Origin of the sequence: Shewanella algicola, from assembly GCF_014648035.1 — a bacterium.
In the GTDB taxonomy this organism is placed as follows: domain Bacteria; phylum Pseudomonadota; class Gammaproteobacteria; order Enterobacterales; family Shewanellaceae; genus Shewanella; species Shewanella algicola.
This window is the reverse complement of sequence record NZ_BMQI01000022.1, coordinates 15,642-39,993: the sequence shown is the minus strand read 5'-3', so window position 1 is coordinate 39,993 and position 24,352 is coordinate 15,642. Positions and strand designations below refer to the sequence as shown.

Annotated in this window: 20 protein-coding genes; 12 read left to right on the top strand and 8 right to left on the bottom strand. The window is 43.8% G+C overall.

What is annotated here, in order from left to right:
* Positions 1–11: 11 nt before the first annotated feature.
* From tdh to glpG, 3 genes are all read left to right on the top strand, one after another.
* Positions 12–1,037, top strand: coding sequence for an L-threonine 3-dehydrogenase (gene tdh, locus IEY42_RS11085; protein ID WP_188925290.1), 1,026 nt, complete (start codon positions 12–14; stop codon positions 1,035–1,037).
* Positions 1,038–1,146: 109 nt separating this feature from the next.
* Positions 1,147–1,455, top strand: a complete 309-nt coding sequence (gene glpE, locus IEY42_RS11080) for a thiosulfate sulfurtransferase GlpE (protein WP_188925289.1) — start codon at positions 1,147–1,149, stop codon at positions 1,453–1,455.
* Positions 1,452–2,300, top strand: a complete 849-nt coding sequence (gene glpG / locus IEY42_RS11075; RefSeq protein WP_188925288.1) for a rhomboid family intramembrane serine protease GlpG — start codon at positions 1,452–1,454, stop codon at positions 2,298–2,300. The genes glpE and glpG overlap by 4 nt, the downstream gene beginning before the upstream one ends.
* Before the next feature lie 53 nt (positions 2,301–2,353).
* Here the strand turns inward: glpG and elbB are convergent, their stop codons facing one another.
* A complete protein-coding gene (elbB, locus tag IEY42_RS11070) occupies positions 2,354–3,010 on the bottom strand; it encodes an isoprenoid biosynthesis glyoxalase ElbB (RefSeq protein WP_188925287.1) in 657 nt (218 codons plus the stop codon).
* A 544-nt stretch (positions 3,011–3,554) separates the two neighbouring features.
* On the opposite strand from elbB, the gene polA reads away from it, so the two are divergent.
* Complete coding sequence (gene polA / locus IEY42_RS11065; protein WP_188925286.1) at positions 3,555–6,311, top strand: DNA polymerase I; 2,757 nt, start codon at positions 3,555–3,557, stop codon at positions 6,309–6,311.
* 634 nt (positions 6,312–6,945) lie between these two features.
* Here the strand turns inward: polA and yihA are convergent.
* Positions 6,946–7,611, bottom strand: coding sequence for a ribosome biogenesis GTP-binding protein YihA/YsxC (gene yihA / locus IEY42_RS11060; protein WP_188925285.1), 666 nt, complete (start codon positions 7,609–7,611; stop codon positions 6,946–6,948).
* A gap of 265 nt (positions 7,612–7,876) precedes the next feature.
* Here yihA and IEY42_RS11055 point away from each other — a divergent pair, with 265 nt between their 5' ends.
* From IEY42_RS11055 to IEY42_RS11035, 5 genes are all read left to right on the top strand, one after another.
* Positions 7,877–8,500, top strand: a complete 624-nt coding sequence (locus IEY42_RS11055; RefSeq protein ID WP_188925284.1) for a c-type cytochrome — start codon at positions 7,877–7,879, stop codon at positions 8,498–8,500.
* Between the two features lie 868 nt (positions 8,501–9,368).
* Positions 9,369–10,031: a class I SAM-dependent methyltransferase gene (locus IEY42_RS11050; protein ID WP_188925283.1), complete on the top strand. Its 663-nt coding sequence runs from the start codon at positions 9,369–9,371 to the stop codon at positions 10,029–10,031.
* A 55-nt stretch (positions 10,032–10,086) separates the two neighbouring features.
* Positions 10,087–10,635, top strand: coding sequence for a Der GTPase-activating protein YihI (gene yihI, locus IEY42_RS11045; RefSeq protein ID WP_188925282.1), 549 nt, complete (start codon positions 10,087–10,089; stop codon positions 10,633–10,635).
* 112 nt (positions 10,636–10,747) lie between these two features.
* Positions 10,748–11,215 carry a DUF2489 domain-containing protein gene (locus IEY42_RS11040; protein WP_188925281.1) on the top strand — a complete coding sequence of 156 codons (468 nt, stop codon included), beginning with the start codon at positions 10,748–10,750 and terminating at the stop codon, positions 11,213–11,215.
* Positions 11,216–11,393: 178 nt separating this feature from the next.
* Positions 11,394–11,966, top strand: coding sequence for a lysophospholipid acyltransferase family protein (locus tag IEY42_RS11035; protein ID WP_188925280.1), 573 nt, complete (start codon positions 11,394–11,396; stop codon positions 11,964–11,966).
* 5 nt (positions 11,967–11,971) lie between these two features.
* Here IEY42_RS11035 and IEY42_RS11030 read toward each other — a convergent pair whose 3' ends face one another.
* The 5 genes from IEY42_RS11030 to hutC form a co-directional block, all read right to left on the bottom strand.
* The gene (locus IEY42_RS11030; protein WP_188925279.1) at positions 11,972–13,471 is read right to left on the bottom strand and encodes an alpha/beta fold hydrolase; all 1,500 of its coding nucleotides are present in this window, start codon (positions 13,469–13,471) and stop codon (positions 11,972–11,974) included.
* Positions 13,472–13,493: 22 nt separating this feature from the next.
* Positions 13,494–14,762: a mechanosensitive ion channel family protein gene (locus tag IEY42_RS11025; protein WP_188925278.1), complete on the bottom strand. Its 1,269-nt coding sequence runs from the start codon at positions 14,760–14,762 to the stop codon at positions 13,494–13,496.
* A gap of 279 nt (positions 14,763–15,041) precedes the next feature.
* Entirely contained in the window at positions 15,042–16,580 is a 1,539-nt protein-coding gene (gene hutH / locus IEY42_RS11020; RefSeq protein WP_188925277.1) for a histidine ammonia-lyase, read from the bottom strand.
* Positions 16,581–16,583: 3 nt separating this feature from the next.
* Positions 16,584–18,254 (bottom strand): urocanate hydratase, encoded by a 1,671-nt coding sequence (gene hutU, locus IEY42_RS11015; RefSeq protein WP_188925276.1) that lies wholly within the window; start codon positions 18,252–18,254, stop codon positions 16,584–16,586.
* A 128-nt stretch (positions 18,255–18,382) separates the two neighbouring features.
* Positions 18,383–19,087 carry a histidine utilization transcriptional repressor HutC gene (hutC, locus tag IEY42_RS11010; protein WP_188925275.1) on the bottom strand — a complete coding sequence of 235 codons (705 nt, stop codon included), beginning with the start codon at positions 19,085–19,087 and terminating at the stop codon, positions 18,383–18,385.
* 139 nt (positions 19,088–19,226) lie between these two features.
* Between hutC and hutI the strand changes: the two genes are divergently transcribed.
* Both hutI and IEY42_RS11000 read left to right on the top strand, forming a co-directional pair.
* Positions 19,227–20,459 carry an imidazolonepropionase gene (hutI, locus tag IEY42_RS11005; protein WP_188925274.1) on the top strand — a complete coding sequence of 411 codons (1,233 nt, stop codon included), beginning with the start codon at positions 19,227–19,229 and terminating at the stop codon, positions 20,457–20,459.
* A gap of 204 nt (positions 20,460–20,663) precedes the next feature.
* On the top strand, positions 20,664–21,440 hold the full coding sequence (locus IEY42_RS11000; RefSeq protein ID WP_188925273.1) for a haloacid dehalogenase type II: 777 nt from the start codon (positions 20,664–20,666) through the stop codon (positions 21,438–21,440).
* Positions 21,441–21,511: 71 nt separating this feature from the next.
* Here IEY42_RS11000 and IEY42_RS10995 read toward each other — a convergent pair whose 3' ends face one another.
* On the bottom strand, positions 21,512–22,000 hold the full coding sequence (locus IEY42_RS10995; RefSeq protein WP_188925272.1) for a DUF2846 domain-containing protein: 489 nt from the start codon (positions 21,998–22,000) through the stop codon (positions 21,512–21,514).
* Between the two features lie 350 nt (positions 22,001–22,350).
* On the opposite strand from IEY42_RS10995, the gene IEY42_RS10990 reads away from it, so the two are divergent.
* Complete coding sequence (locus IEY42_RS10990) at positions 22,351–24,015, top strand: amidohydrolase (RefSeq protein WP_308424986.1); 1,665 nt, start codon at positions 22,351–22,353, stop codon at positions 24,013–24,015.
* Positions 24,016–24,352: the final 337 nt, after the last annotated feature.

Here is a 24,352-nt window from a genome sequence, read left to right as displayed (position 1 = left end):
AGGTTACTAAGATGAAAGCATTAAGCAAATTAAAGCCTGAAGAAGGCATCTGGATGGTTGATGCACCAAAACCAGAAATGGGTCATAACGATCTATTGATCAAAATTAGAAAAACCGCCATTTGTGGCACCGACGTGCATATCTACAACTGGGACGAATGGTCACAAAAAACCATTCCTGTTCCTATGATTGCAGGCCATGAATACGTGGGCGAAGTGGTCGATATGGGCCAAGAAGTGCGCGGCTTTGCCATTGGCGACCGTGTCTCTGGCGAAGGTCATATTACTTGTGGTTATTGCCGAAACTGCCGTGGTGGTCGTACTCATTTATGTCGTAATACCTCTGGCGTAGGCGTAAACCGTGATGGTGCCTTTGCAGAATACCTTGTATTGCCAGCCTTTAATGCGTTCAAAATTCCGGCAGATATCTCTGATGACTTAGCCGCCATATTTGACCCATTTGGTAATGCCGTCCATACCGCGTTGTCATTTGATTTAGTGGGCGAAGATGTATTAATCACCGGTGCTGGCCCGATTGGTATTATGGCAGCGGCCGTGTGTAAACATGTAGGTGCACGTCATGTTGTAATTACTGACGTTAACGAATATCGCTTAGATTTAGCCCGCAAAATGGGCGCAACTCGCGCAGTTAACGTAGCCAAAGAAAGCTTAAAAGATGTGATGAAAGATCTCGGCATGACCGAAGGTTTTGATGTGGGCTTAGAAATGTCTGGTGTACCGTCAGCATTTCACGCCATGTTAGACACCATGAACCATGGCGGCAAAATTGCCATGCTGGGTATTCCTGGTAGCGAGATGGCCATTGATTGGAGCAAAATCATTTTTAAAGGCTTAATCATCAAAGGCATTTACGGCCGTGAGATGTTTGAAACCTGGTATAAAATGGCCAGCTTAATCCAATCAGGCTTAGACTTAACCCCAATCATTACACATCATTTTAATGTGGATGATTTCCAGCAAGGCTTCGATGCAATGCGCTCAGGCCAATCTGGCAAAGTGATTTTAAGCTGGGATTAACCCCCCAAGATTATTATCACCGGCACTCTCAGGGTGTTGTATTTATACAACCCCTTGTTGCAAACTGGCCTCCATACAATCGCAATTCGTACACTTTATAGGTAATACCATGTCTGGTTTTAAACACTTGTCTGTTAATGAGCTAATCCATATGTCTGAGGCATCTAACGAGGTGCAGGTTGTTGATATTCGTGACGCAGCTAGCTTTGCTGCTGGCCATATTCAACACTCAGTTAATTTGACCAATGAAAACTTAGCCCACTATATTGCCGCTGCAGATATGGATAAGCCGCTTGTAGTTGTGTGCTATCACGGCATGAGTAGTCAAAGTGCTGCCAACTATTTAAATGAACAAGGTTTTGATGATGTATACAGCCTTGATGGTGGATTTAGTGCCTGGAGCCTCGCCCACTCATGATAGAAATAGGCCAACTTCCTAACGCTCGTGCTGCACAAGCATTTATTGATTACCTTAAAGGGTTAAACATTCAATGCCATGCAGTGCAACATGCCCAAGGTGTTGGCCTAATCATTAGCAATCCAGCGGATGAACTGCAAGCTCGTGCTGAACTCGAGCAATTTGCTAACAATCCCTATGACAGTAAATATCTACAAGCCTCATGGGACAATGGTGACACCACGGCGCAATTTAACTATGGCCCAGGCGCTAAAGGATTGCTGCAACAATTTTTAACTGGTGCTGGCCCGCTTACACTCATTACGTTTTTTGCTTGCGTCGCGGTATTTGCAGGGATGAATCTAGGCTTTGCTGATGCGATTTACACTCAACTCTCGTTTTTTGGCGCCGTCCCACAAAGTGATATCAACCAAATATGGCGTTTATTTACCCCAAGCTTAATGCACTTTTCTGCCATGCATATCATCTTTAATTTACTGTGGTGGTGGTATTTAGGTGGCAAAATTGAAACCCGTCTCGGTGTTAGGCCGCTGCTATTTTTATTAGTGATTGCTGGCACGATTCCCAGTGTAGTGCAGTTTTATATGACTGGGCCAAACTTTGGCGGCTTGTCTGGCGTGGTTTATGCCGTAGTGGGGTACACATGGTTAATGGGTGTTAGACAACCCAAGTGTGGCATCCATTTACCGCAAGCGTATATGGGCTTTATGATGGTGTGGTTGGTGCTTGGCTTTACAGACATACTCGGTATGCCAATTGCCAACGGTGCTCACATAGGAGGCTTACTTGTCGGCCTTGCTCAGGCTTTTTTTGATAGTCGTAAACAGTCGTCCAACAACGAATAGTCTTAAACAAAAACCACCTTTAACGGTGGTTTTTGTTTCAACATCGGCAACGATTAATCCATCATCTCAATCACTTTATTCACCAGTTTTTCTATTCCCACATGAGCCTCTAATATCGACGTGGCCAACATATATGCAGGTGTGCTCACTACTTTATGCTCTTCATCTACCACGATATCATCAACCTTAGCGAACTGATGTTTACCGCCCATTTCGTTAAACGCCTGTGCAGTGTCGTTGTCGTTACCAATAGTCCCTGTCGCACCTTGGCCGTAAATCTGTGGGATCATCACCGGAGAAATACACACAAAACCAACCGGCTTACGGACATTGGCAAAATCGCGAATAAAGTTCTCCACAATTGGGTTTATATGGCAGTTGCTACCAGTCGTGGCAAAGTTTGATAAGTTTTTAGCCGCCCCAAAACCTCCAGGGATAACTAGCCCATCGTAATCATTTACCACTAAATTGCTGGCATTGAGCACTTCACCACGGGCAATACGAGCTGATTCAACCAGCACGTTGCGAGTTTCTTCAGTATTTACCTCACCCGTTAAATGGTTTACCACATGCATTTGATTTATATCTGGGGCAAAACATTGATATTGAGCACCCGCTCGCGTTATCGCGAGCAAGCTTAAAACGGCTTCATGGACTTCAGTACCATCAAATACACCACAGCCACTGAGCAACACGGCTATCTTTTTCATGCTATCCACCTTCCACTTTTTATTGAGCTTTAATTAACAATGTAAAAATTACAACATAATTCCAACAAAACGGTTGATCTGATTAAAAATCGTGCTAACTTAGAACGTCGAATTTTCCTGTTGGGCTTTTTTTAGCCATAAAACATCATTGAAATTCATTGTGACTTAACTGACATCAATAAAAAAGTCCACAAATTAGTTATATTTATTGGAATTAATAAATAGCTCACAAAAATAAAAATAACATATAAATTTCAACTAGATACAAATTTCGCTTCAAGTCGTAAGAAATTCTATCCAGCAACGTTGATTATTCCACTCACAGACTTATCCACAGGCTGAGAGGTTTTTTTCGTGGCAAAAATTCAATATCCTTACACCTAATCAGATAAGCTAAACTCACCAACCGCGCGGCTTGTCGGACCTTTGAGCTTATCCACACTCAAGTAGATAAATTGGTGACAATCTCACAAGTACCTTGAGGTGCTGTGGGTATAATGTCATCCTATCTGTCTCGCAAAATACATAAAACGAAAAACACATTATGCCAACAATTCCTAGTAATCCGCTCGTCCTCGTAGATGGCTCTTCTTATCTTTATCGCGCCTATTATGCGCCGCCTCATTTAACAAATTCAAAAGGTGAAGCGACGGGTGCGGTTTATGGCGTTGTAAACATGCTGCGTAGTTTGTTAAGCCGCTATAGTCCGAGCCATATTGCTGTTGTTTTTGACGCTAAAGGCAAAACCTTTCGTAATGACATGTACGATGAATACAAAGCACAGCGTCCACCAATGCCAGATGACCTGCGCCATCAAATCGAACCGTTATATCGCATTATCCATGCAATGGGTTTGCCGCTGATCAGTATTCCAGGTGTCGAGGCCGACGATGTGATTGGCACCATAGCCTTGCAAGCGAGCAAAGAAGGCAGGGCCACATTAATTAGCACCGGCGATAAAGACATGGCGCAGTTAGTCAACGAACACGTCACCTTAATTAACACCATGACAGATACCATCATGGGCCCCGAAGAAGTTAAAACTAAATTTGGCGTTGGCCCAGATCGCATTATTGATTTTTTAGCATTAATGGGTGACAAAGCCGATAATATTCCCGGCTTACCTGGTGTCGGTGAAAAAACTGCATTAGCTATGCTGACAGGCGTAGGCAGTGTTGAACAGCTTTTGGCTAATCCACAAAGCGTGGTTGAAGTGGGCTTTAGAGGTGCCAAAACCATGCCAGCTAAAATTATCGATAACGCTGATATGCTTAAGCTATCTTATGAACTTGCTACCATCAAAACTGATGTCGAATTAGAGCAAGACTGGCATGAGCTGAATGTTAAGCCACAAGATCGCGATGAATTAATCAAATGTTTTGGTGAAATGGAGTTTAAGCGTTGGTTAGCAGAAGTGCTAGACAACAAACAACCTACAGGCACCGTCAGCCAAGATACCGACGAAGAAATTACCGTCTCTGCGGCTATCGAAACAGAATATGAAACCATTCTTAGCGAAGAAGCATTAGACAAATGGATTGATGAACTCAGTAAAGCTGAACTGATTGCCGTTGATACTGAAACCACCAGTCTCAATTACATGGAAGCCCAGCTTGTGGGATTATCTTTTGCCATTCAGGCTGGCAAGGCTGCATATCTGCCATTAGCCCATGATTACCCGAATGCCCCACAACAACTCGACAAAGTCGCAACGCTTGAAAAGCTGCGTCCTATTTTAGAGGGTAAAACGCCACAGAAAGTCGGTCAAAACTTAAAATATGACATGAGTATTTTAGCCAATGCAGGCATTCAACTTGGTGGCGTACGCTTTGACACCATGCTTGAGTCTTACGTGTTTAACTCGGTTGCATCACGCCACGACATGGATGGCTTGGCACTCAAATATCTAGGCCATAAAAATATCAGCTTTGAGGAGGTCGCAGGTAAAGGTGCCAAGCAGCTGACCTTTAATCAAATAGACCTAGACACTGCCGGGCCATACGCCGCAGAAGATGCCGATATCACGCTCCGTTTACATGAGCACTTATGGCCTCGTTTAGAAAAAGAATCAGCATTAGCCTCAGTATTTAACGAATTAGAACTGCCGTTAATTCAGGTATTGTCAGACGTTGAACGCCAGGGTGTGTTAATCGACTCAATGTTACTGAGTCAGCAAAGTGGCGAACTGGCCAAGAAACTCGACGACCTTGAAAATAAAGCTTACGAAATTGCCGGCGAGAAGTTTAACCTCGCATCGCCTAAGCAACTGCAAACGCTCTTCTTTGAAAAACTTAACTACCCAGTTAAAAAGAAAACCCCAAAAGGTGCCCCTTCAACTTCAGAAGAAGTGTTAGTTGAATTAGCCTTAGACTATCCGCTGCCTAAAATTATTCTTGAGCACCGTAGCTTGGCTAAATTAAAAAGCACCTACACAGATAAATTACCACTGATGGTCAATGCCACTACCGGCCGCGTTCATACCAGCTACCATCAAGCCAATGCCGCTACCGGACGTTTGTCGTCAAGCGAGCCTAACTTACAAAACATCCCTATTCGTACCGAAGAAGGTCGCCGCATTCGCCAAGCCTTTATTGCTCCAGCTGGTCGTAAAATTTTAGCGGCCGACTATTCGCAAATCGAATTACGTATTATGGCCCATTTATCTCAAGACAACGGCTTATTAACCGCATTTGCTGCAGGTAAAGATATCCATAGAGCCACCGCTGCAGAAGTCTTTGGTGTTCACTTTGAAGAAGTCACCACCGAACAGCGTCGCCGCGCTAAAGCCGTTAACTTTGGCTTAATTTACGGTATGTCTGCGTTTGGTTTAGCTAAGCAATTAGATATTCCGCGTAACGAGGCACAAACCTACATCGACACTTATTTTGCTCGCTATCCGGGTGTGTTGAAGTATATGGAAGAAACACGTGCTGATGCCGCCGCGCAAGGTTATGTATCAACACTCTTTGGTCGCCGTTTATATCTACCAGAAATTAACGACCGCAATGCAATGCGTCGCCAAGCCGCAGAACGCGCCGCCATTAACGCGCCGATGCAAGGCACCGCCGCTGATATCATCAAAAAAGCCATGATTGCGATTCACCAGTGGATTAATCAAGACACACAAGGTGAAATCACCCTCATTATGCAGGTACACGATGAATTGGTATTTGAAGTTGATGAAGCAAAAGCTGACGCACTTAAAACCAAAGTGTGCGATCTAATGGCACAGGCAGCAGCTCTTGATGTGCCATTGCTTGCAGAGGCAGGAATAGGCGATAACTGGGACGAGGCCCACTAAAGCTAACATTTACATATCTCCTTACGAGTGCTGACTCACCTATAATAATGCCGCATAACCTCAATGCGGCATTATTATTTAAAGCGTCAAATGACCTATCAATATGACTAACCTTGTATTCATATCAATATAAAACAGATAACAACTTATCGATCTGATTAACAAACAAGCAACTATTTGGGGCCGAACTCACAGTTATTGTATCTTTTTATGAAAAACAGTTTTTCATTTTAAGGCGAATGCGCTATTATTTCAGTCGTAGGGTACAGAGGTTAAGATGTTCAATCTTTCAAACCTTTATTTCACTAGAAATAGTGACTAGCCAAATTCGGCGCCCCAGCAACTTAGGTTGCTGGGGCTTTTTTTTGTTTTTTTTTTGGTTAAAAATATATTTAGAGTAAATACTTTAACTTTGAAAAAAAAGCAGTTACTCTATGGTCATTGAGTGTCGTCAAATTGAGTTGATGACACTTGAGTCTTGTTGAATTTAGCTTCTCCCCAAAAGAGCTAATTTTTGTACCGATAGCCATTTGGTTGTCGGTTTTTTTTGCCTCAATTTCTTCATCATAATTTTTACATAAAAAAACCGACATAAAGTCGGTTCATTCAAAACATGCCAGCCTAATATCAAAAGCTATTCTTGTTCTGTTTGTTCACGCAATGCTTGCTGCTCAGGCAACCATGCGGGATGACACCAGTCATTCAAAATACTTAACACCTTTGGCTTACCAGTGCCTTTTAACGACGAAAACGGTTCAACTTGTACTTTGTCACCATAATCAGCTAATGCTTTACGCACTTCGTTAACTGTTTTCATTTTAATGCTTTGAGTCAATTTATCAGCCTTGGTTAACAAGGCTAATACAGGAATATTACTTAATACTGCCCACTCAATCATTTGCCTATCGAGATCTTTAAGCGGATGACGAATATCCATCAATACCACCACACCACTTAAACAAGCACGCTTTTGTAAATACTCGCCTAAGGCTTGTTGCCATTTGTTTTTAAGCGCTAATGGCACTTGGGCAAAGCCATAACCCGGTAAATCCACTAAACGGCGATCAGCATCTAACTCAAAAACGTTAATCAACTGGGTACGACCAGGGGTTTTACTGGTACGAGCTAAACTTTTCTGTTCTGTAAGCGCATTCAATGCACTTGATTTACCTGCGTTTGAGCGTCCAGCAAAAGCAATCTCAACCCCGATATCCCCAGGAAGATACTGATCTAAATGCGCAATATCAGGCGCACTGATTAAAAATTTTGCCTTACGGAAATCGATACGAGATTCGGTCACTAGTCACTCCAATTAAATTACTTTCAGTAAATGCATTACCATAAATGTTTAACAATTGCTTACTTTTGCACGTTTTCGTGTAAAATATTACCCTGATCACATTATATACCCAAGCAATGCTGATATTTGTGAAGTAGTCATAGTTGATCTCGTTGTACTCGAGCGTCGTAAACTACATCAAAAGCACTTGGGGAAATCATTTTACCACGCTTGCGGGTCTTCCTAGTAAGCTCAGGACAATAAATTAACAAGAAGTTGGAACGCCATGAAAAAGTTAGCTCTTGCGCTGTCTGTAGTAGCCACTATGTCATCACCTGTTATGGCTGAAGGTAATGCTGAAGCCGGCAAAACTAAAGTAATCGTATGTTCTGCCTGTCACGGTGTTGACGGCAACAGCATGATCGATATGTACCCAAAGCTTGCAGGCCAACACCCTGCATACCTTGAAAAACAATTAACAGAATTCCGATCTGCCATGCAGACTGGCGGCAAAGAAGGCCGTATGGACCCTATCATGGGCGGCATGTCTATCGCATTAAGCGATACTGACATCGCGGATATTTCTGCATATTTCGCTAGCCAGACTCAATCAACTAATCCAGCGGTTGAAGGCACAGAGGCTGGTGAGAAACTATACCAAGGTGGCGATGCAGCCCGCGGTATCACCTCTTGTATCGCATGTCATGGTCCAAATGGTAGTGGTGCAGCTGCAGCAGGCTTCCCAATGATTGGCGGCCAACATGCTAACTACATCAAGATCCAGTTAACTAAGTTCCGTGACGGTACTCGTAACAACGATTTAAATGGCATGATGCAAGATGTTGCTAAAAAATTGTCAGATGCAGATATCGAAGCACTATCTAAATATATTTCAAGCATTAAGAAATAATAGATTGAGTTCGAGATAATAAAAATGAGCATATATTGCTCATTTTTATTACCCTTAGGTTGACGTTTACGTCAACTGATCGCATTAATACTTGACATAGTTCACGGTTTTAGAGTTAAATACACCCCGTACCGAGGTAAACCCAACTGTTTGGACCATAAATTTAATAACATCAAACAGATTTCGGACTGATACATTTAAGATATAAGAATAAAGAAAAGTCATAACAATAATAATTTAAGGCCACTCACTAATACTAATAACATGAGTCGCGATTTCAGTTTGAAATCCAGGTCGTAAAATTTGTAAGGAACAGACCGACTGGTCAACTCGCTATTTAGCACTGCCTTACACAACAGAGTAACCCTTTTGGTGTTATTTGAATGATTCAAATAATCGCAAATCCAACATTTTGTTGAGGATGCATCCTTAAGAAGCTTGCTCGAAGGTACACAAAAACAAGGATGGTTGACTGATAGTCACAGAAGACAAAGAGGATAATGATGTGTCATTGAAGACCATCTACGGAAGCTGTAGTCAGGACGGCGACAGAATATAAAAAAGCGTCAGCGATGACCAATAACAACTAAAAAAGCACGGACAGCAAAACCAAAGTTAAGATCTGACCGGGATAGTCACATAGCAAGTACGGATACTTGGAATCAGAATAAGGTGCATATAAGCACTGTTTTACGAGGTGGCAGTTTACTGCCACCTTTTTTTATGCATTTTTTGTCCGATATCCATTTCATTCATGATCACTAACACTGAGAGACGGGTATAATACCAATCCAAATTAGAATTTGGACATTGGCATAATTTACTGTTATCACTATATATACTGTTTACTAAGGTGCTGCTGTCGTTAATGAGCCCATGCCCACTGTGTCATCATTCAGCCATTTTTTTTGTTCAAGACAAAAAAAGAGCTTTTTACGCTTGTCCACAATGCGACTTAGTCTTCGCTAGCCCAAACTCACACCTTATGCCCAACCTAGAACGTCAGCGTTATGCTCGGGCACAAAAAACCTCTAAACAAAAGCAACTGTCACAATTTGTTTTACCCCTATTAGCGCAAATCGCCGAGCAACAAACAAGCAGTTTAAAAGGCCTAAACTTTGGTAGAGTATTAGATGAAAAAAGTCAGCTGAGTATTGTCGAAGCCGGTCATCAAGTTAATCAATACGACCCATTCTTTGCAGCCGATCAGTCTGTGTTAAGTCAGAGCTACGATTTTGTTTGTTGTTACCGAGTGTTTGAGCACTTTAGGCATCCCATTCGCGAATGGACATTATTAAGCCAACTGATTAAGCCTAATGGCTGGTTAGCCATTAGCACTCCTTTACTCACAGACAAAGCCCTGTTTGCTAAGTGGCATTATAAAAATAATCCCACTCATGTCAGCTTCTATCAGCAGACAACATTCGAATATTTAGCTTCTCACAGTGATTTTGAGCTATTATTTGCAGCAAAAGATCTGGTTTTGATGCAAAAATCGTCAAAACCTGATATAAAGCGCATCCTTATTTAGTGCCTTGGAGAAATTACTCTGCAAGGACGTGTTTAGAAAACCTAACGAGAACATCATGGCTCGCAGTAAAAAAACTCGCAAAGGCGGCGAAAACGGCCCTAAGTTTGCCCCAAGAGTAAAAAAAACCGATCGCAACGCGGTCGATGGTAAAAAATCAGAATCTGGCCGTAAATCTGGCAGCCGTCATAACGAAGCGTTACTTAAACAAGCTTCTGGCAGTGGCGCAGCAGTAACAAAAGATGCACGTCATGGCAGTAAAAAACCTGTTGCATTATCATTGCCAACATCAATTACTGAGCCGTTAGTGGTTAAGCCTAAACAGCCTAAAATAACTGACGAGCAAAAATTGCTGAAGCTAGAAGAAGATCCAAGACTGAATCAGTTGCTTGACCAACTAGAAGAAGGTCGCGATCTGTCTGACGCCGATCAAAAGTGGTTAGACGCTCAATTAGACAAAATCGAGCAGTTAATGCAACGTTTAGGACTAACTGAAGGCGGTGAAGCACCAGCGCCAAGCCCTAAAAAGCAACTGACAGATGATGAGTTATTGAACCGTTTTGAGTCAGGCGCAGATCTGCTTAAAGATTACAAAAAACAAGATTAACCCACTCAATGATTTTCATTTGAATGGAATAAACTGGCGCACACCTAGTCGATTGGGTATATCCCCTATCGACTAGGTGAGTGCCAGTTTTGTATTCAAAAAAGGATAAATTGTGCCGACAATCGCCATTATTATTGCATTACTTATTATCATCGCCCTTGCTGCGTACGCCACTCACCTATTATTAACCCTTAAGCGCCGCACTGAGGCCAACCAAAAAGCGCAAGCAGAGCGTCAAGCCAAAGCTGAAGAGCGTAGACAGCAAATCCTTACCGACATCCGTTATATTGCTGCGGCTATGTTAGAAGACCGCTGCGAACTTTCTGAAGGCGTTGTGCGTATTGGTAAACTGTTTGATGCATTATCAATGTCAGAACAAGTGGCTGGTGACTTTCCTAACTTATTTGTTCACTATGACATCATTCGAGATCATCCCATCATGGACGCGCGTAAAGCCTTGCCAAAACAACAACGGATGAAATATGATTTTGAACGAATGAAGTCAGAAGCAGAATTAGAGCAAGTCATTTTAGATGAAGCCAAGCGCATCGCAGAGTTTGATAAGCCCACCACTCACTAACTCTCTCATCCCCTATATCGCAAATTGCTGCGGGCATAACTTATTGAGTCAGCCCGCTACAACCATCTTTATACTCAATTGGCCAATTATATGCTTTAATCACTAAACGCCTCGATTTGGTGCGTCATATCTAAAAAACAATAACAAGAAGCGTAAACGCTCTGATTAGGACTCCACTATGTTAAACACTTTGTGTGTAAGATTACTGCGTCTGCTGGGGTGGACGTTTGAAGGACAGTTCGATAAAGCTCAACCGTGCGTAATGATAGTTGGCCCTCATACCAGTAATTGGGACTTTATTATTGGGATTATTGCCCGGAGCGCATTAGGTACAAAAATCCATTTCCTCGGCAAGCACCAATTGTTTATCGCACCTTGGGGATGGCTATTTCGTGCGATGGGTGGCAGCCCTGTTGATAGGCGTAAACATAATAACCTCGTCGATGCTGCTGCACAGTTGTTTCAACAAGATCCCAACTACAAGTTAGCGCTGGCACCAGAAGGCACACGTAGCCCTGTTACTCGCTGGAAAAGCGGTTTTTATCATATTGCAGTTAAAGCACAGGTAGATATTGTCCCAGTAGGGTTAGATTTTGGCCGTAAAACTATTGTGCTCTCGCCGCCCCTAGCTCCAACAGGCAATATTGAGGCAGAAATGAATCAATTGATGGATTTTTATCGCACCATTACTGGCTATCGCCCCAAAAACATCCCCGTTTACCAATTACAATCGCCCACTGAACGACGCTAAACGATTTACAACGCGCTTTCTAGGCTTTGCTCAGCTAATACGTAACTTCCACCCAGGCGTGTCGATTGGGTTGGAGTGATAATTCTTGTGAGTGATAGCACAAGTCGAGTTGATGCTTGCGATACAAACACTGGCGACTCACCGTAAAAAGTTACCCCTGCAAAATCAAAACGACTACGATCACTTTGCATTTGGCCAAGTATTTCAGTGTCTGTAGCATTAATGACACTGCGAGTGATTTGCATGCTGTGATTGGCCGTACCAATACGACTTGCAGATACGGTGACAATAGAGTCCGTTATGGATAGATGCTTCACATCAACATTATCAAAGCGCGCCAACTTACAATCGTTCAATATTATCTGCTGATATTGACCGCTAAAATGACTCTGATCATCTTGGAAGCAGCGACCCATTCGTTCACTGTTGTGTTGTGGTCGAGCTTGTCGAGGTTCAATCGTGGCGTTAAGGCTAGCCAATAACAACTGATTAAATTCATGGGGATGAGATTTCATCGGCACATGACCAGCATCGTTAATCACATGCAATTGAGACAAAGGCAACACATGTTGCAACGCATAAGCTGTGCGCAGCGGTGCGACATTATCTTGACCACCCCAAATAATGTGAGTTGGCGGAACCGCTTGATAACTTAACACAGAGAAGTTTTGTTCCATCAACGCTAGTGCGGCATTAACATTAGTTTGCTCGCCAATGGTCATATTACGTAGCGACGAATCACCACTAAAAATCCGTGTTGGGTCAAAACCTGTGCCGGATTTCTCCAATATCTTATCGGCAAGGTTGTCTACTCGAGCCAAAACTCGTCTAACTCTTTGAGGTAAATCGGCCTGGTCATTATCGCGGGTCGAAATCCGCTTAATATAAGCGGTACGATCTAAAATACCGGCCGCATCGACCAACACCAATTGCTGGATACGCCCAGGATATTGGCTGGCATAAAACACACCGACTGCAGCACCCATAGAGTGCCCCACAAGATTAACCTGGCCATCATGGCGATATTTAGCGATTAACCAATCGATAACTTTGGCGTATTGTTGCGGCGAGTAAGTAAATACCGCCCCTTGAGATAAGCCAAATCCGGGTAAATCGATAGCCACCACATGATATTGCTTAGCAAGTGTGGGAATTACCGTTAACCAATCTTTAGATGCTAGGTCACCTAAGCCATGAATAAGCACCACAGTGTCGCGATGCTCAAGACCGGCTTGCAACACAAATACCGGCACTTGATGGCTGGGCGCGATAACGCGCTCATAGGTATAATCTGCAGGGTAGTCAGCTAACTCAGCAGGGCTAAGAGGCTTCAGGCTAGGCGCTTTTTCATCACCACTGATACTACGATGAATATCACTGAGCCAATTGGCTTGTACAGGCAAGATGACACAGGTAATGGCTAGCACGCAACAGACTAACAAGCGCCCCAGTTGGAATAACTGACGCTGTAAAACAGCGCCTTGTCTATTACGACACTTAGCCACAACTCGCATCCTTACCGAATGACTATTGCTGTTCGCAGTATTGTTTAATGCTGCGAATGTCATTACCGGTTGGGGTTTGAAATGCCCGTAAACCAAACTCAGGCAACACTGCAAAAACATGGTCAAAAATATCAGCTTGAATCCCTTCGTAATACGTCCAGCGGATATCATTAGTAAAAATATACAGCTCTATAGGTAAACCCTCGGTGGTTGGCGCGAGTTGCCTCACCATTAAGGTCATGTCTTTATGAATTTTGTCATGACGACGCAAATACTCTTGTAAGTACGCCCTAAAAGTACCGATATTAGTTAAATGGCGCCCGTTAACTTTCATATCAATATCGCTAATATTGGCATTGGCCGCACTAATTTCACTGAATATTTGTGGTAAATACTCTTTTAGGTAATTCACTTTACCTAAACGAATACGCTCTTCGTCGGTTAAAAATTTAATGCTGTTAACGTCAATATTCACTGAACGTTTAATACGACGCCCGCCTGACTCAGACATGCCCCGCCAGTTTTTAAAAGCATCCGACACCAAAGCATACGCAGGGATCATGGTGATGGTATTGTCCCAATTGCGCACTTTTACGGTCGTTAATGTTACATCTTCTACCGCACCGTCTGCGGCGTACTTATCCATTTGGATCCAGTCGCCTTTGCTCACCATGCGGTTAGCCGCAAGCTGAATACCGGCAACAAAGCCCAAAATAGTGTCGCGAAACACCAACATCATAAAACCAGTAGCGACACCTAAACCGCTAAAAAAGTAAATAGGCGACTGGTCGGCTAGTATCGAAAACACGACCACTAAACCTATAAAAAATAGGAATAACTTGGTTAGCTGAACAAAGCTTTTAACCGGTAATCTACGGTTAACATGATTAACATCGGCAATTTCATCGCCGGCATTCAATGCGCTATAAATCGCCCGTATTATAAAGACCACCAGCAATGAGCTGAGTAAACGGTCAATAATGACACTGGCAAACTCATGTGATGTCAGCACAATTGGAATAAACACATCTAGCAGCACAACAGGTACTAACAACGCTAGGCGTTCTAGTACATTAAAGCGCATAAAAATATCATCCCAGGTGACTGATGAACGGCGAATAACCGCATTAAGTCCATGCACCACAAATCGATGAGTAATGTAATAACCTATGCCTGCAATAAGCAAACAGGCAAAAATTAATACCGATGTCGCCACACCATCCGTTGGCTGACTGTCAATGCCTAGCTGGGTTAACCAAGAGGCAACCTCTACCCTAAATTCTGTATTCACTCACAAATCCTTAGCCACATAGTCCTTTACACAAAGGAACGTTTAACACCCTGAAGGCAAACAAAACCGAAGGTTTTACTGCAAGCATTATGCACTTAATTGAGCATTCAATTCAGTACATTCATTCAATAAAGTTAACTCAGCATACCACTGACGATAATCAAGGGGAGTTTAGCAAACAAAAAGGACCTCGCGGTCCTTTTATTACTTAACCCTAAAAGCTTGAGCAAACAGCTTGGTCTAAAATCTTGATTTAAAAGTTTGATTTAAAAGTTTAATTTAAAAGCTTGGCATTAATCCTTGCGGTAATAGTCGATTAAAACTGGCATTAGCCAGCAAATCGACCGCATTTTCGATGTCTGGGGCAAAGTAGCGGTCTTGATCATAAAACGACACGATTGCCCTTAGCTCGGCTTTTGCCTTAGCAATGGCGGCACTGGGCTGTAATGGGCTTCTAAAATCCAACCCTTGCGCCGCAGCGAGAAGTTCAATCGCTAACACGCCACGGGTGTTTTCGCTCATGTCTCGCAAGCGTCGCGCGGCAAAGGTTGCCATCGACACATGGTCTTCTTGGTTAGCCGACGTAGGCAAACTGTCTACCGAGGCCGGATGGGCATAAGTTTTGTTTTCAGACGCCAGTGCCGCCGCCGTGACCTGGGCAATCATAAAGCCTGAATTCACCCCACCATTATTGACTAAAAATGGCGGTAATTTTGACAAGCTAGAGTCAATCAGCAGCGCCATACGACGCTCAGCAATCGCGCCCATTTCGGCAATGGCAATCGCCAGGTTATCCGCTGCCATTGCCACTGGTTCTGCGTGAAAGTTACCGCCCGAAATAATGTCGCCAGTATCTTGAAACACTAACGGATTGTCAGTGACGCCATTGGCTTCTGCACCTAGTACTTCTGCCGCTTGACGAATTTGAGTTAAACACGCGCCCAATACCTGTGGCTGACAACGCAGTGAGTATGGATCTTGTACTTTTTCACAATTACTGTGACTTTGGCTGATCTCTGATTCACTTGTTAACAAATGACGAAATATCGCCGCCGAATCAATTTGACCTTTTTGACCACGCGCCGCATGAATACGTGCATCAAATGGGCTTCGACTGCCCATTGCCGCTTCAACACTCATGGCACCAATCACTGAGCTGGCGGCAAACAAATCTTCTGCATTAAATAAGCCTTCTAACGCTAATGCGGTCGATGCTTGGGTGCCATTTAATAATGCCAAACCTTCTTTAGCGGCCAGCTCAATCGGTACTAATCCAGCAATTTCTAGCCCTTCGCTTGCCGATATAATTTGCCCCTTATAGCTCATTTCGCCTTCGCCTAATAATGGCAAACACATGTGTGCTAATGGTGCTAAGTCGCCCGATGCACCTACAGAGCCTTTTTCGGGTACGCACGGATACACACCAGCATTCACTAACTGAATTAAAAATTCAATCACCTCTAAACGAATACCAGAAAACCCACGGCTTAATGAGTTAATTTTTAACACCATCATTAAACGCACCGTGGCATCTTGCATATATTGACCAATACCTGCGGCATGAGACAACACAATTGAACGCTGCAAAACTTGTAAATCTTGCGGCGCTATTTTGGTGTTGGCCAACAAGCCAAACCCAGTGTTAATACCATATACAGTACGACCTTCACGCAGCACTTGCTGGACAATTTCAGCACTTTGATTAATGTCTTTAATCGCATCTTTGGCAAGCGTTATCTTGACGCTATTGCGGCTAATGGCGCGGGTTTGTGCCAGTGTTAAGGTACCTGGCAGCAATTCAAATGAGTAAGTCGACATGGGTTACGCTCCTAACATTGGCAGGTCTAAGCCTTGCTCTTTGGCACATTTTTTTGCAAGGTCGTAACCCGCATCGGCATGACGCATTACGCCAGTTGCAGGGTCATTCCACAATACGCGCCCTAGCCTAACAGCCGCCTCATCGGTACCATCGGCCACAATCACCACCCCAGAATGCTGACTAAAGCCCATACCAACACCGCCACCATGATGCAACGACACCCAGGTGGCGCCACTGGCGGTATTTAATAACGCATTCATCAATGGCCAATCTGACACCGCATCAGAGCCATCAAGCATGGCTTCGGTTTCACGATTAGGGCTGGCAACCGAGCCTGAATCTAAATGATCTCGACCAATGACCACTGGGGCCGACAACTCGCCGTTTTTGACCATGTCATTAAACGCTAACGCTAAACGGGCACGATCTTTTAAACCGACCCAGCAAATACGTGCAGGCAAACCTTGAAACGCAATGCGCTCACGGGCCATATCGAGCCAATTGTGTAAATGGGGATTATCAGGAATAAGCTCTTTAACTTTAGCGTCGGTTTTGTAGATATCCTCAGGATCGCCAGACAGCGCAACCCAACGAAATGGTCCAATACCTTCACAAAATAACGGCCGCACATACGCAGGCACAAATCCTGGGAAATCAAAGGCATTTGTTACACCTTCATCAAAAGCCATTTGACGAATATTATTGCCGTAATCGGTCGTTGCCGCGCCTGCAGCTTGCAATGCCAACATGGCACGAACTTGTACTGCCATCGACTGTTTAGCGGCTTTAACCACAGCGGCTTCGTCAGCTTTACGCATTTGAGCTGCGTATTCTAAACTCCAGCCTTGCGGTAAATAACCATTTAACGGGTCGTGCGCCGAGGTTTGGTCAGTCACCACATCAGGGGTAACACCGCGGGTCACTAACTCGGTAAACACATCGGCAGCATTGGCTAATAAGCCAACTGAAACAGGCTTGGCGCTTTGGTTTGCTTGGTAAATCATCGCTAAGGCTTGGTCTAATGAAGTGGCTTTTTGGTCGACGTAACCTGTGCGCATGCGAAAATCGATACGGGTTTCATCCACTTCACAGGTGAGCACCGAATAACCCGCCATTGTGCCTGCTAACGGCTGTGCGCCGCCCATGCCGCCTAAGCCGCCGGTTAAAATCCACTTACCTGCTGACGAGCCATTAAAGTGTTGTTTTGCCATGGCAACAAAGGTTTCGTAAGTACCTTGCACAATGCCTTGCGAACCAATATAAATCCACGAACCGGCGGTCATTTGGCCGTACATCGCCAGGCCTTTTTTATCGAGCTCGTTAAAGTGCTCCCAGTTAGCCCAATGTGGCACCAGGTTTGAGTTAGCAATAATCACTCGAGGTGCATTGGCATGTGTAGTAAACACCCCAACAGGTTTACCCGACTGCACCAATAAGGTTTCATCGTCTTCAAGGCGCTTCAATACCTCAATAATTTTGTCGTAACTTTGCCAGTCTCGCGCGGCGCGGCCAATACCGCCGTATACCACTAAATCTTCTGGGCGTTCAGCCACATCAGGGTGAAGGTTGTTCATTAACATCCGCATTGCCGCTTCAGCTAGCCAACTTTTACACTGTAATTGAGTACCGTGTGGCGCAATAATGCGACGGCTTGGGTCGTGTCGTTTATCCATAATGTCCTCTTCAACCGATTAATTCGGTTTGGTTTTTTATTAGTCTTGTTGTGATAAATTTTAGGTCTTAGGTTTTAGGTATTAATCTTATGGCTATTAACTGGGTGCGATAAATTCATTGATTGGCATTATTTATTCACCAACGCAGAGGTTAATTTAAACTTGCTACCGGGATGCACTAGCCGTGCAAAACTCACTACACCTTGGCGTGACCAGGTGCGGCGTAAAATTTGTAAACAGGGTTCAGTGGCCTCTATCGCCAACCTTTGTTGTAACTGCTCATGGGCCATAATGGCTTCAACGGTATGGCGCGCTTCAGTTAACGGCGCTACGGCAGAGAGATATTCGTGAGGCGTCTGTATTGTAAAGTCTTGCTCTAGGTACTTTGGCACTAGTTTGGGGTTAACAAAGCGCTCCTCCACTTGCAGAGGAAAACCTTGTTCGCAATGCACCAATACCGAATAAAATACCGGGCTGCCAACCTCAAGTCCCAATGCATTAGCCTCGGCGACACTGGCATCAATCAGCTTTAACTCAAGCGGCTTAACACTATAGCCATGACCGCGGTCTTTAATTTCGTCGGCAATATTACGAATGGCCAACAGTGACGATTGTGATTTTAACCCCGCCACAAAAGTGCCCACGCCTTGAGTACGCTCTAACACGCCTGAGTCCACCAGTTCAGTTAACGCCCGCCTTGCGGTCATGCGGCTACACGCAAACAAGTCCGTTAATTGGTTTTCAGACGGCACGCGATCGTTTTCTTGCCATTCACGGGTTTCAATCCGTGACAAAATAAATTGTTTAATTTGAGCAAACTTTGCTTGAGCCATATCTTCACTTCCAATACTGACAAAATTGCCATAATTTATTTATCTCTGGTTTTAGCCTACCTTGTATATACAAGGTTAAACAAGTATTGTTTAACAATAGATAGAAGACAAAATTTTTGCGATTAAAAAGAGGAATAACATGGTGTGGGATCAAGTATGGATAGATATCAATATCGCCACCATGGACCCCAGTGTTACTGGTGCTTACGGGGCGATACCTCAAGCTGCGATTGCCGTAAAAGACGGTAAAATAGCTTGGGTCGGCCCACGCAGTGAACTGCCCGAGTTTGATGTTTTGGCAACGCCGGTTTACAGAGGTAAAGGGGGGTGGATAACCCCAGGACTTATCGACGCGCACACTCACTTGGTGTTTGCTGGCAATCGCGCCAACGAGTTTGAACAACTGCTCCAAGGCGCCAGTTATCAAGATATTTCCCGCACAGGTGGCGGTATTATTTCAACGGTTAATGCCTGCCGTGATGCCGACGAAGCAGAGTTATTTGAACTTGGCCGCCAACGCTTAAATACCCTCGCCAGAGAAGGTGTTACCACCGTTGAGATTAAATCGGGTTACGGTTTAAACACCACAACCGAATTCAAACTATTGCGAGTCGCCCGTGAGCTTGGCGAGCATCATCATATCGATGTTAGCACCACATTTTTAGGCGCCCATGCCATTCCGCCAGAATACCAGAACGATGTAGACGGCTATGTCGATTTGGTGATTAATGACATGCTGCCCGCAGTTATTGCAGAAGGTTTAGCGGATGCTGTTGATGTATTTTGCGAAAATATCGCCTTTAATCTTGAGCAAACCGAGCGAGTATTAACTGCGGCTAAACAAGCCGGGTTGCAGATAAAACTACACGCTGAGCAGTTATCTAATATGGGAGGTAGCGCCTTAGCCGCAAGTTTGGGTGCTAAGTCGGTTGACCATATTGAGTTTTTAGACGAGGCGGGAGTTAAAGCGATAAGCGAAAGTGGTACCTGCGCGACCTTATTACCCGGGGCTTTTTACTTTTTACGCGAAACCCAATTACCGCCCATCGATTTACTGCGTCAATACAAGGTGCCGATGGTGATAGCCAGCGACTTTAACCCCGGTTCATCACCGATTTGTTCAACTTTATTAATGCTTAACATGGCCTGTACCTTGTTTAGGCTAACCCCAGAAGAAGCCTTGCAAGGCGTAACCCTTAATGCCGCCAAGGCATTGGGGCTCGAGCATCGCGTTGGCAGTATTACCATAGGTAAACAGGCAGATTTTTGCTTATGGGATATCAGTACTCCAGCACAACTGGCCTATGCCTATGGGGTTAATCCTTGTCAAAATGTGGTCAAAAATGGCCAGGTGGTTGCCCTGCCTCGCTAAGCTATATTCCCGGCGTTGGTATGCTATGACTGCCGCCGGTTTTAGCGTATTTAAAGTTCATTTCAAACGCACGATTACTATTTCATTCAACAGCCAATATCAATTAAAGGGTGATTTTAAGCTCTATTTCATTTAGGCTAGCCACATTATGAACGATCGCTCAAATCATTTACCCTTAACCTAACCTATATTGACAGAGGTATTATGAAAATCCGCACACTACTATCACTTGCTAGTGCATTTTTGTTGCTTAACAGCAGTAACGCTTTTGCTAATGACTCAACAGAATCAGCAGCACAACTCACCAAGCCTAAAGTGATTATTTTTGATGTGAATGAAACCCTGTTAGATCTAGAAAACATGCGTAAGTCTGTCGGCATTGCGTTAAATGGTCGTGACGATTTATTGCCATTATGGTTCTCAACTATGTTGCATCATTCTTTAGTGGTTTCAGCCACTGGCGAGTATCAATCGTTTGGTAATATTGGAGTGGCATCACTCGAAATGGTGGCCGAGATTAACGGCATTGCAATTACTCACGAACAGGCTAAAACCGCTATTGTTACGCCATTACGCTCTTTACCCGCGCATCCTGATGTTGCTGAGGGTTTAGCGGCATTAAAAGCTCAAGGTTATAAGCTAGTCACCTTAACAAATTCATCATTAAAAGGCGTTCAATTACAGCTTAAAAATGTAAACTTAAGCCAATATTTTGATGCCAACTTAAGCATCGAGTCTGTTGGTGTATTTAAGCCGCATTTAAGCACTTACCAATGGGCCATTAAAGATTTAGGCGTTAACGCTAACGAAGCCTTAATGGTTGCAGCCCACGGCTGGGACATCGCAGGTGCTGAAAAAGCAGGTTTACAAACTGCGTTTATTCGTCGCCAGGGTAAAGTCTTGTTCCCGCTGGCAGCACAGCCTGACTACAACGTGTTGGATGTGAATGATTTAGCTAAAACTTTGGTTAAGTTTAATTAGACAACAAAATTCTGAAAACAAAATCGCCCAGCATTGGCTGGGCGATTTTTGAGCTGGCAATTTAACGCTTTCTATTGTTGAGCGACGGCCTGTTTTGGTAAATAAATATCCAAATCCGTCTCTTTGGCTAACTTACATTCTTTAATGTTTTTCATACCGATTTCGTTATCTACTTTTTTCAACGCTGCACCGCCAACAAAAACACCCATTTTAATATACTGCTCAACAAAATAGAGTTGCCCTGCTTCTACTGGTAATTCAATGTTATTTTCACTGAACTCAGACTCAGTAGCTAGAGCGTAACTACCTGGAGCTAACTCTTTGTAAAAATAAACCTTATTTGCTGTTTCACCAACCAACTTCCCGTCAACATACACATTTTTCTTAAGTGCTTGTCCAACAAAGCTATTTCGATAGATGTATAAACCTGCATTGCCATTTTGTGGTTTTTGGAATTGTTTTAAAGCATTATCTTGCTCCGAAGAAGCCATAGGTACTGAGGCGCAACCAGAGAACAATGTCACCGCAATCAGTGATAACGCTAAATAGATTTTTTTCATCGTAATTTACTCATTTGAATTGTTATAGCATGGTGTTCTAGCCCGATTAGCCGGACCGTTTACTCAAGTAATTAGACGGTAAAAGGTAGGAAATTAGACAAAATAAGTCATCCTGACTTTCTGCCGCTCTGTCCTTGAGATAAATAGAGCAGTCTTAATCTGATAATCTAAATCAAACCTCTCTGTCATACAATAGTTGCAGATATGTTGATAACAAACTTTGTGACCAACATAGAATTGCGAAGAAAACGAATAAAATTGATTTTAAACCTGCCACTCGCCTCCTCTTGCCATTAACCATTAATTAACATTTAATAAGTGTTGATAAATTAATCGCACAAAGGGATGAAATGATGAAAAAAGGTTATTTAGCACTGTTGATAACATTGGGCATTTGCAGCTTGAGTGCAAACACCCTAGCGCAAACCACATTGGTGCATGATGTTAACGGCTACACCTTAGTTAACGGTAAATTACAGACCTTTAATGCGATTCAGTTCACCGACGATAAAATCGACCGACTCTTCACCAAAGAGCAAACGTTACCTACCGCTAACGATATCACCACCATTGATGGTAAAGGTAAAACCTTACTGCCAGGATTAATCGACGCCCACGGTCATGTGCTCAGTTACGGCTTAAGCTTATTAACCGCCGATTTAACCAATACCAATAGCGAACAAGACGCGGTGTCACGCGCACAAGCATTCATTAAGAAAAACCCAACCGACGGTTGGTTAATGGGTCGTGGTTGGAACCAAGAATTATGGTTTAGCAAACAATTTCCCAGCAAAGAAAGTCTAGATAAAGCATTTAATGCTAATCCGGTGTCATTTGGACGGGTTGATGGTCATGCGATTTGGGTTAACAGTAAGGCACTAGCATTGGCCGGTATTTCAGCCAGCACCGTCTCGCCAGAAGGTGGCGAGATAGTTAAGGACGAGCAAGGTAATCCTACTGGTGTGCTTATCGATAATGCGATGAACTTAGTGTTTAACATCATCCCCGATCTTAATCAGCAACAGCTTGAGTCTACGTTAATCCTAGCAATGGACAGCTTAGCTTCATACGGTTTAACCAGCGTGCACGATGCGGGCATCAGCATTAACAACATTAAAGCCTACCAGCAATTAGCTGCAAACAATGTCATGAGCGTGCGCGTTAATGGCATGCTGTCGGTTGAAGACCCACGGCTTGATACGGTATTAAAGCAAGGTCATATCAACACTAGCGACGACATGTTTAAAGTCGACAGTGTAAAAATATCTGCCGACGGCGCATTAGGTAGCCGCGGCGCTGCGTTAATTAAAGAGTACTCAGACCAACCCGGCCACAAAGGCTTAATGCTGTATTCAGACGAGCAATTAGGCAAACTCATTTTACAGGCGATGAAAGCCGGATTTCAGGTTAACACCCACGCCATTGGCGACAATGCCAATCAAGTGGTTCTCAATAAATACCAAACTGCCATTGCGGCAACCGACTCAAAAGCATTACGCCACCGCGTTGAACATGCCCAAATACTCGACCTTGCTGACGTACCCCGCTTTGCCCAGCTTGGCGTTATCGCGTCAGTGCAAGCCACCCACGCCACCAGCGACAAAAACATGGCCGAAAACCGTTTAGGTAAAGCCCGCCTCGCCGGCGCGTATGCATGGCGTAAATTGTTAAATGCCAACGCCGTCATCGCCAATGGTTCCGATTTCCCTATCGAATCACCGAACCCATTCTTTGGATTGCATGCATCGGTCACCCGTCAAGATCATCTTAACAAGCCTTTAGACGGTTGGTTAGCGGGTGAGAAATTGTCGCGTATTGAAGCGTTTAAAAGCTTCACCATCGACGCTGCCTATGCCGGCCACCAAGAGCAGTTAATAGGTACGCTAGAATCCGGCAAAAAAGCTGACTTTATCTTGGTTGAGAACGATTACTTTGCTATCAACCCACAACAAATATGGCAAAACAAAATCATCGCCACCTGGGTAAACGGCCGTCAGGTGTTTGTGAGGGAGTAAATGATATAAATTGTGTATTAGATCGAGTTTGAATTAGCTTGAAAAACTTAGAGCCAAGAATGTATCACTGTGCACTTATTTCATAAGTTCATCATGGCATTCACTCTCCGACACGCACCTGTCCCCCTCTGTAGCTCAACCACTTGTCTGATGTGAAGGAATTCATATCAGACACCCATCTGAAGCGTTAGCATTTCACTCTTTATGACAAGATAGGCTGAAGCTGGCTACAAGCGCAGTAAAAAGCAGGATTTAACCACGTCGCGACATTATCGTATAAATCAAATGGGATAAATTGATGTGGCGGCTGGGCCAGTTCTTTTGTAAAAAAAGAAAG